The sequence below is a fragment of the Mycobacterium sp. genome, assembly GCF_049281135.1.
Lineage (GTDB): Bacteria > Actinomycetota > Actinomycetes > Mycobacteriales > Mycobacteriaceae > Mycobacterium.
The window spans coordinates 1-8,674 of the sequence record NZ_JBAPRN010000536.1; the positions used below are offsets into that span (position 1 = coordinate 1).

General features: G+C 66.0%; 11 protein-coding genes. 4 read left to right on the forward strand and 7 right to left on the reverse strand.

What is annotated here, in order from left to right; translation table 11 throughout:
• The first annotated feature begins 321 nt into the window (after positions 1–321).
• The gene (locus tag WAN02_RS21075) at positions 322–492 is read left to right on the forward strand and encodes a hypothetical protein (protein WP_422266160.1); all 171 of its coding nucleotides are present in this window, start codon (positions 322–324) and stop codon (positions 490–492) included.
• A gap of 46 nt (positions 493–538) precedes the next feature.
• Here WAN02_RS21075 and WAN02_RS21080 read toward each other — a convergent pair whose 3' ends face one another.
• The gene (locus WAN02_RS21080) at positions 539–1,132 is read right to left on the reverse strand and encodes a riboflavin synthase (RefSeq protein WP_422266161.1); all 594 of its coding nucleotides are present in this window, start codon (positions 1,130–1,132) and stop codon (positions 539–541) included.
• Between the two features lie 93 nt (positions 1,133–1,225).
• Between WAN02_RS21080 and WAN02_RS21085 the strand changes: the two genes are divergently transcribed.
• Genes WAN02_RS21085 through mddA form a run of 3 tightly spaced genes read left to right on the forward strand, consistent with a single transcriptional unit; the run spans position 1,226 to position 4,363 of the window.
• Positions 1,226–1,933, forward strand: coding sequence for an LppX_LprAFG lipoprotein (locus tag WAN02_RS21085; RefSeq protein ID WP_422266170.1), 708 nt, complete (start codon positions 1,226–1,228; stop codon positions 1,931–1,933).
• Positions 1,930–3,477 (forward strand): MFS transporter, encoded by a 1,548-nt coding sequence (locus WAN02_RS21090; RefSeq protein WP_422266162.1) that lies wholly within the window; start codon positions 1,930–1,932, stop codon positions 3,475–3,477. Before WAN02_RS21085 ends, WAN02_RS21090 begins: the two co-directional genes overlap by 4 nt.
• 52 nt (positions 3,478–3,529) lie before the next feature.
• Positions 3,530–4,363, forward strand: coding sequence for a methanethiol S-methyltransferase (gene mddA / locus WAN02_RS21095; protein ID WP_422266163.1), 834 nt, complete (start codon positions 3,530–3,532; stop codon positions 4,361–4,363).
• On the opposite strand, the gene WAN02_RS21100 is transcribed toward mddA, so the two are convergent.
• The 6 genes from WAN02_RS21100 to WAN02_RS21125 all read right to left on the reverse strand — a co-directional run.
• Positions 4,360–4,827, reverse strand: coding sequence for a hypothetical protein (locus tag WAN02_RS21100; RefSeq protein WP_422266164.1), 468 nt, complete (start codon positions 4,825–4,827; stop codon positions 4,360–4,362). The two genes, mddA and WAN02_RS21100, sit on opposite strands and share 4 nt — an antisense overlap.
• A 15-nt stretch (positions 4,828–4,842) precedes the next feature.
• A complete protein-coding gene (locus WAN02_RS21105; protein WP_422266165.1) occupies positions 4,843–5,151 on the reverse strand; it encodes a DUF4333 domain-containing protein in 309 nt (102 codons plus the stop codon).
• Between the two features lie 143 nt (positions 5,152–5,294).
• Positions 5,295–5,561 (reverse strand): hypothetical protein, encoded by a 267-nt coding sequence (locus WAN02_RS21110; protein WP_422266166.1) that lies wholly within the window; start codon positions 5,559–5,561, stop codon positions 5,295–5,297.
• 56 nt (positions 5,562–5,617) lie between these two features.
• Positions 5,618–6,637: a bifunctional diaminohydroxyphosphoribosylaminopyrimidine deaminase/5-amino-6-(5-phosphoribosylamino)uracil reductase RibD gene (ribD, locus tag WAN02_RS21115; RefSeq protein WP_422266167.1), complete on the reverse strand. Its 1,020-nt coding sequence runs from the start codon at positions 6,635–6,637 to the stop codon at positions 5,618–5,620.
• Positions 6,634–7,323 (reverse strand): ribulose-phosphate 3-epimerase, encoded by a 690-nt coding sequence (gene rpe, locus WAN02_RS21120; RefSeq protein ID WP_422266168.1) that lies wholly within the window; start codon positions 7,321–7,323, stop codon positions 6,634–6,636. The genes ribD and rpe overlap by 4 nt, the downstream gene beginning before the upstream one ends.
• Before the next feature lie 10 nt (positions 7,324–7,333).
• Positions 7,334–8,674 (reverse strand): RsmB/NOP family class I SAM-dependent RNA methyltransferase (locus WAN02_RS21125; protein ID WP_422266169.1); only part of this gene is annotated, 1,341 nt, incomplete at its 5' end.

Genomic DNA, 8,674 nt, shown 5'->3' on the forward strand with positions numbered 1-8,674 from the left:
CGGCATACCCAACGGCCACGGCGGCGCCGGCGGGGCCATTGGTGACGGCGGGAGCGGCACACCCAACGGCGCCCACGGCAGCGGCGGTGTCGACGGTCTGGACCATCCCTAACTAACTAGCTTCCACGGAATCCGACCAGGCACATGTTTCTCCGTGTTACAACGCTCCTCGCAGCAGCGAGCGCCACGGCGGCGATTGGCTCCTGATACCAATCGACCACGGAAACCAACTGCGTGGCGCCGTGATGCTAGTTCCACCCACCCGTGATCTCAGAGGCGACCGATATCCCCGCGCAATCCGGCCTCCTTTTGAGTTGAAGCGTGGCGATAACCCGCAATCCGGCGATCAGACGCGACGATGGTGTCTTGAAACCTGAAGACAAGTTCGCGCGCTGGCACTGGCGGGCCATCCTCGCCAAGGAGCGCAGCTCGATAGCCAGCGCGAAGGAGTACGAGTTCCGCCCCGTCCAGTTCGAGTTCCGCCTCGTGTAGGGTACGTCGCTGACCCAATTTTGGTACAGTTTCCGCAGCTAGACTGCTATTTCGCAGCTAGCAGTCGCTCGACATACTTCGCGATGACGTCGACTTCGAGGTTTACCGGTGTCCCGGGCCCGGCCTGGCCCAGCGTTGTGAGCTCGCGGGTGGTCGGGATCAAAGACACCTCGAACCAGTCGTCGCCGAGCGCGGAGACCGTCAGCGAAATGCCGTCGACGGTGATCGAACCTTTTTCGACGACGTAGCGGGTCAGTTCGGCAGGCAGGCCGATGCGGACCACCTCCCAGTTCTCAGAAGGCAAGCGGGACAAGATCTTTCCGGTGCCGTCGACATGACCTTGGACGATATGACCGCCGAGCCGACTGTTCACCGCCGCGGCGCGCTCGAGGTTGACCGGGCTGCCTGCGGCCAGCCGACCCAGGCTGGACCGGCTCAGCGTCTCGCCCATCACGTCGGCGGTGAACTGGCCTCCGGGCAGCACTTCCACGACCGTCAGGCACACGCCGTTGACGGCGATCGAGTCGCCATGACCGGCGTCGGCGGTCACCACCGGACCCTGAATGGTGAAGCGAGCGGAATCGCCCAGATCATCCTTACCGACGACCTCACCCAGCTCCTCGACGATTCCGGTGAACATCGCCTCAGGCTAGTGATTGTCGCTCCCCTGCGCGACGCCGCAGCCACCTTGCGCTTCATGATCGACTTCGAGCGACCCGCTACTCTGCAAGTTATGCAGACGCGTCGCCCAATCCTCGCCGTTCTCGCCGCACTCACGATCGCCGCCACTGTCATCAGCGGCTGCTCATCGTCCTCGAAACAATCCGGCGCTGCGCTGCCGGACGCGGCCAACCTGATCAAGGAATCAGTCCAAAGCACCAAAAACGTCAAGAGCGTGCACCTGGCGCTATCGGTGAACGGCAAGATCAAGCACCTGCCAATCAAGACCCTCACCGGCGACCTGACCACCACGCCGGCCACTGCCGCCCAGGGCAATACCAGCATCACGTTCGGCGGCTCCGACATCGACGCCCAGTTCGTCGTCGACGGCGGGACGCTGTACGCAGCGATGACCCCCGGCCAGTGGGAAAGCTTCGGGCCGGCGGCCGCGATCTACGACCCGTCCTCGATCCTCAAACCGGACACCGGCTTGGCAAACGTGCTGACCAATCTGAGCAACCCGAAGGCCGAGTCTCGCGAAACGATCAACGGGCAGAGCACCATCAAGATCACCGGAACCACTTCGGCTGACGCGGTCAATGGTCTTGCCCCGCAGATGAAAGCAACGCAACCGGCGAACACCACCGCGTGGATCGAGGAAAACGGTGACCACCAGTTGGCCCAGATCCAGCTGGAGCAGACTCCGGGCAACTCGGTCCAGATGACGCTGTCGAACTGGAACGCGCCGGTTCAGGTCACCAAGCCCCCTGTCGCCCCGTGACGGCGCCCCGGCACGCGGGGCGCGGCGTCGCGATCGGCGCCGGCAGCCTGGCCGTACTCCTCGGCGCACTCGACACCTACGTCGTGGTCACCATCATGCGCGACATCATCAGCACCATTGGCATTCCGGTCAACCATCTGCAGCGCATCACCCCGATCATCACCTGGTATCTGCTGGGCTACATCGCGGCGATGCCACTGCTGGGCCGGGCATCCGACCGGTTCGGCCGCAAGCTGCTTCTGCAAGTCAGCCTGGCCACCTTCCTGATCGGGTCGGTGATCACCGCGCTGTCCACCGACCTGGATGTGCTGGTGGTTGGCCGCACCATCCAGGGCGTGGCCAGCGGCGCGCTGTTGCCGGTAACGCTGGCACTGGGCGCCGACCTGTGGGCCCAGCGCAACCGCGCGGGCGTGCTCGGGGGCATCGGTGCCGCACAGGAACTGGGCAGCGTGCTCGGCCCGCTCTACGGAATCTTCATCGTCTGGCTGACCAGTCGCTGGCAGGACGTGTTCTGGATCAACGTGCCGTTGGCGCTGGCCGCGATGGTGATGATCCACTTCAGCCTGCCGTCCCGGGACCGCAGCGGCGAGCCGGAAAAGATCGACATCGTCGGCGGGCTGCTGCTGGCGATCACTCTGGGTTTGGCGGTCATCGGTCTGTACAACGCCAATCCCGACGGCAAGCACGCGCTGCCCAGCTACGGGCCGCCGCTGATTGTTGCCTCAGTCGTCTTCGCGGTGATTTTCTTTGTGTGGGAACGGTTCTCCCGCACCAAGCTGATCGAACCCGCCGGGGTGCACTTCCGGCCGTTCCTGTCCGCACTCGGCGCGTCGCTGTGCGCCGGCGCGGCCCTGATGGTGACCCTTGTCGACGTCGAACTGTTCGCCCAGGGCGTGCTCGGCAAGGACCAGGACCACGCCGCCATGATGCTGCTGTGGTTCCTGGCAGCGCTGCCGATCGGCGCGCTGGTGGGCGGCGGGATCGCGACGAAAATCGGCGATCGAACAGTGGCGTTTGCGGGGTTGCTGATCGCCGCCGGTGGCTATTGGTTCATCTCGAAATGGTCGGTTGACCTATTGAACGTCCACCACAACATCTTTGGACTGTCACTCCCCGCGATGGATACCGATCTGGCAATTGCCGGGATCGGGTTGGGTCTGGTGATCGCCCCGCTGACATCGGCCAGCCTGCGGGTGGTGCCGTCGGCACAGCACGGCATTGCTTCGGCGGCGGTGGTGGTGGCGCGCATGACGGGCATGCTGATCGGGGTGGCCTCGTTGAGCGCTTGGGGCTTTTACCAATTGCCGCAACTGGTCGCGAAATTGGCGTCGGAAGTACCCGCGGACGCCAGCCTTGCCGAACGCGTCCTGCATCAGGCCACCATGTACCGCCAAGCGTTCGCCGAGATGTACGGCGGAATCTTCAAGGTCACCGTGGTCGTCTGCGTGGTGGGTGCGCTGTTGGGACTGTTGATCGGCAGCCGGAGCGTGCACGCCGACGAGCCCGAAACCCTGCAAGCCGAACCCGTCGCGCCTCGGGTCTAGACGTTTCGCCGAGCTACTATATTTACGCCGAAAAGCGGAGCACAATCTTGATGTGGCGCGGGGCGATGGTTCCTCATCCCGGCCGGCCGGCGGTTTCGCCGGCGGTGTCCTCATTGCGGCCTACGGCATATTTGCGTACGTCCTCTTCCTGCTCGCTTTTCTGTACCTGATCGGGTTCGTCGCCGACGCCGACTTCATGGTCGGCAGCCTGCACGTCGTGGGCAAAAGCATCGATCGCGGCGGCCTCGGCGACGGGACTTTCACCGTCACAGCTGTGGTGATCGACGTAGCGTTGCTCGCGCTGTTCGCGGTCCAGCACAGCATCATGGCCAGGGCCGGCTTCAAACGCCGGTGGACCCGCATCGTGCCCGCCAGCGCCGAGCGGTCGACCTACGTCCTTGCCTCCAACGTCTGTCTGATCCTTCTCATGGCGGCCTGGTTCCCGATCACCGACGACGTTTGGCGGGTCGCAGCCCAGCCCTGGCGAACGCTGCTGACCGTCACCGGTCTTGCTGGGTGGGCGATTGCGCTACTGAGCACCTTGCTCATTGATCATTTCGATCTGTTCGGCGTGCGACAGGTGTTCGCTCGACTGCGGGAGCGGCGACCCGTCGAGCATCAGTTCACGACGCCCCTTTTCTACCGGGCCGTTCGACACCCGCTATATCTCGGCTTTTTGATCGCATTCTGGGTGACACCGCGGATGACGTTGGGGCACTTGCTTTTTGCGGTCGTGACCACCGGCTACATCCTGGTCGCTGTCCGATTCGAGGAGCGCGACCTCATCCGCGTGTTCGGGGAGCAGTACCGCGACTACCGTCGCCGCGTTCCGATGCTGATCCCAGGCTTGGGCGGTCGTTCTCGACGCACCCGTCCGACACGCTAGGTCGGTTGTCCCGACCCGACGGTCCTGATCGCGTTGATCCAATCGGCGTTCGACGAGACGTAGAAGGCAATTTCGCCCGTCGGTATCTGGACGATCAGGTGCGAACGACCGCCTCGCACAGCCGCTTTGAACACCTTTGCTTCCCGCACGCCAGTGATCTCGGCGCAGGGAATGTCAATGACCTTGCCGGTGAGGGTGATAAAGATCAGCCGGCGATCGGTGAGCGCGATAGTGCCGCTGTTGCTGACGACCGGGTAACCGGGGGCCGTCGAGCCGCGGTAAACCCCTTTCTCGGCTGAGCGAATCGTCGCTTCGCCTTCGACCGCCGCGGCCATCCGCGCCTTGGCGTCACGCGCACGGCGTCGCCACCACATGATGACCGGAATCCAGATCAGTGCTTGCACCGCGGCGATGCCCAGAACCAGCAGCACAACGAATTCGACGACACTCCAAGTGTTGTGCACTGTGTCCTCCGGCGGCTACGGCGTACGAGGCTGGGTTTTGATGTCGAATTCCATGTCGTCGCCGGCGACCTTGGTGATGCGCATGTGCGCGACGTATGGACCCTCCGGACCTGTGAAGCCGCAGTCGAACTCGCCGCCCACTTTGGCTTTGACTCCCGACGGGCAATGCACGTCGTTTGGCTTGAATCCGGTCTGCCGGGACACGACGTCGACAACCGACTTCGCCGCCCCGTCAGGTTTGACTGTCGTGCCGCAGCCGGTCAGTTGCGTCGCTGCAACGCCGATAAGCACGCCAAGGCCGCACTTCAGGCCAAGCTTCCGCATCAACGGTGACCTCGTTTCCTCAGGGCCTCAGTATGCGGCAGGGGTCCACAGCAATTCATAGACTCCGCGCACGCCCGCGCTCACCGCTTACTCGTCTGAGCTGCGCAACGCCGCTGCGGACCCGCTGCCTGTGGCAACGGTTTTCAGTAATCAGGGCACACTCGGGAAATCGGCGACACCATCATGATCCTGCCGGATGCGGCCGGAGCCGCGACCACGCTGGACGGGGCCAGGTCATCACCCGGTAACGCGGTCAAGGGGGGAGATGCGCAGCCGGCGGCGGTAGGCGAAGGGGGAACGATCGTTTCCGGCACCTCACCGAATGACTCCAAGTCGGTGTCGAGTTCGACGGCAAGCCAGACGATCCGGTTCGCCACCGACATCGGCCAGAAGCAGGACGCCGCGATCAAGAGCGGCCTGCCAGCTGACCAGCTTGGTGCCGCGATTCCGGGACGGCCCTCAAGGCCTATCGCGGCACCAAGCTCAGCACCAAGTCCGGACCCACTCGTTCGACGCCGTCATAGCGCCAGCGCAAAGCCCGCGCGATACTCGGCACGCCGACGTCGTCGACCGCGGCGATCGGCCCGCCGAGCAGTATCGGCGCCACGTAGGCCAGGATGCGGTCGATCGCCCCGGCACGCAGGAATGCGCCGGCGAGCGTGGGGCCGCCTTCGAGCAACACGTCGGTTCGATCGGACAGCGCCTGCAGAACCTCGGCCGGCTCGTGCGTGCGAATCACCATGGTGCGTGAGTCGTCGTTGAGAACCTTTGCCTCCGAATGGATGTCGCGCATACCGACTACCACCCGCAACGGCTGGCGGTCGGCCAGGCCGCCGTCGGCCAGGCGGGCCGTCAATGTCGGGTCATCGGCGAGCACCGTGCCGGTGCCGACCACGATCGCGTCGGCGGTAGCCCGGCGCCGGTGTACATCGGCACGGGCGGCTTCGCTGGTGATCCATTGACTAGAGCCGTCGGCGGCGGCGCTTCGGCCGTCGATGCTGGTGGCGTATTTCCACGTCACGTGCGGCAGGCCGGTGCGCTGCTTGTGCAGCCATTCCCGGAGTGGCCCGGCCGTAACCAGGTCGGCTTGATTATCGCCGACGACGCGGACCCCGGCGGCGGCCAGTCGCGCCGCACCACCCGCCGCCTTGGGGTTCGGGTCGCTCACCGCGTAGATCACCGTCGCGATACCGGCCCCGAGTAACGCATCCACGCACGGCGGCGTCTCGCCATGATGGTTGCACGGTTCCAGGGTGACCACCGCGGTACCACCAGCGGCCAGCCGACCCGCCCGGCGCAGCGCCACCACCTCGGCATGAGCGCTGCCCGTCCGCTGGGTGCCCCCGACGCCGACGACTCGGCCGTCGCGATCCAGGATGACGGCGCCGACCGGCGGATTCGGATAGGTCTTGCCTTTGACCAGATCGGCTTGCTCAACGGCCAGGTGCATGGCGGCGTCGTGGCTGACGGCCGCCTCGGTGCTCATAGGCGTAGGTGCGGTGACACGGCACCCGCCTGCCGCCGTAATGCCTCGACCGCGGCGCCCGGATCGTCGGCGCCGTAGACGGCCGATCCGGCGACGAAGCAGTCGACTCCGGCCTCGGCGGCCTGCTCGATCGTGTCGGCGTTGATGCCGCCGTCGATCTCGACCAGGATCGTCAACTCACCGGAGTCGACGAGTTTGCGGACCTCGCGCACCTTGCTCAGCACCTCGGGGATGAACTTCTGTCCGCCGAAGCCGGGCTCGACCGACATCACCAGGAACGTGTCGAAGAATTGGAGGATGTCCAGGTACGGGCCCAGCGGGGTGCCGGGTTTGATGCTCAATCCCGCCTTGGCGCCGGCAGCGCGGATGTCGCGGGCCACGCTGACCGGATTGTCGGTGGCTTCGGCGTGAAATGTGACGTTGTACGCGCCCGCTTCGGCGTATGGAGGCGCCCAGCGCTCGGGATTCTCGATCATCAAGTGGCAGTCCATCGGAATGTCACTGGCGGCCAGCAAGCTCTCGACCACCGGCAGCCCGAGCGTGAGGTTCGGCACGAAGTGCGCGTCCATGACGTCGACGTGCAGCCAGTCGGCGCCTTCGACGGCGGCGGCCTGGTCGGCGAGCCGGGCGAAGTCGGCGGCCAATATCGACGGCGCGATCAGCGGCCGATCGGTCTTGCCTGACATGGACGTGAGCTTACTGGGGGCCAACCTCCAGGGCTGCGGCGAACATGGCGTCGGTGCCGTGCCGATGCGGCCACAGCTGAACGTAGGGTCCGTCGCCCAGATCGGCCACCGGTGCGAACAACGGCCGGGTATCAAGCGCGCTCACCGGATGACGGCGCAACGCGTCGCCGACTACCCCGATCGTCTCGGCCAGATGCGGCGAGCAAGTCGCATACAAGACGACACCGCCCGGCCGGGTCAACGCGATTGCCGCCGCCAGCAATTCGCGTTGCAACCGGGTCAGCGCCGGAACGTCACCGGGCTGTCGTCGCCACCGCGCGTCGGGTCGGCGACGCAGCGCGCCCAGACCGGTGCACGGCGCGTCGACCAGCACTCGGTCGAAACCCGGCTCGAGCCCAGTGCTGCGCCCGTCGACCCGCAGCACGTCGACCGGCAGGCCGCTGGTGTTCTGCACGACCAGGTCGGCGCGGTGTTCGGCGGGCTCTACCGCGGTGACCCTCGCTCCGGATCCGGCGGCGATCGCGGCCAGCAGCGCGGTTTTGCCGCCCGGGCCGGCGCACAGGTCCAGCCATCGCCCGTGGTCGTCGGCCAGCGGCGCGAGAGTGAGCGCACGGGCAACCAATTGGCTGCCCTCGTCCTGCACCAGCGCCTGCCCGTCGCGCACCGCGGGAATTTGCGCGGGATCACCTGATGGCAGGTACACCGCGTACGGCGAGAACCGGCCCACGTCGCCGTTGACGGCACCGGCCAACTCGTCGGCGGTCAGCACGCCCGGCCGGGCCGCCAGGTGCACCTGCGGTCGCTCGTCGTCGGCGGCCAGTGCCGCGTCGAGTTCACCGGCAGAGGCGCCCAACGCGTCGACGAATGACTGTGCGACCCAGCGCGGATGGGCCCGCACGAAAGCGGCATGCCCCACTGGGTCGACCGATCGGTCGGGCGCCAGCTCATCGACCCAGGACTGCTCGTCGCGGCTACTGATCGTTCGCAGCACCGCGTTGACGAAACCCGCACGCGACGAATCGAATTCGATTCCGGCCTGCTCGACGGTGGTCGAGACGGCGGCATGTGCGTCGACGCGGGTGCGCAGCAGTTGATATGTCCCCAGCCGTAGCAGGTCGAGCAGTACCGGGTTGATCGTCTCCGGTTCCCGATTGGCGGCCGAGCCGATGACGGCGTCCAGCAGACCGCGGACGCGGCTACTGCCGTAGGTCAGCTCGGTGGCGAACGCGGCGTCACGACCGCTGATCCCCCGCTCGCGCAACAGAACTGGTAGAAGCAGGTTGGGATACGCATCGCGCTCGCGCACCGCCTGGAGTACATCGAACGCGGCTCGCCGCGCCGGATCCAGCGG

Excerpts from the sequence above, each read along its gene's own strand:
- WAN02_RS21080 (WP_422266161.1), bottom strand. The coding sequence starts at position 1,132 with ATGTTCACCGGAATCGTCGAGGAGCTGGGTGAGGTCGTCGGTAAGGAT.
- WAN02_RS21085 (WP_422266170.1), top strand. The coding sequence starts at position 1,226 with ATGCAGACGCGTCGCCCAATCCTCGCCGTTCTCGCCGCACTCACGATC.
- WAN02_RS21105 (WP_422266165.1), bottom strand. The coding sequence starts at position 5,151 with ATGCGGAAGCTTGGCCTGAAGTGCGGCCTTGGCGTGCTTATCGGCGTT.
- ribD (WP_422266167.1), bottom strand. The coding sequence starts at position 6,637 with ATGAGCACCGAGGCGGCCGTCAGCCACGACGCCGCCATGCACCTGGCC.
- rpe (WP_422266168.1), bottom strand. The coding sequence starts at position 7,323 with ATGTCAGGCAAGACCGATCGGCCGCTGATCGCGCCGTCGATATTGGCC.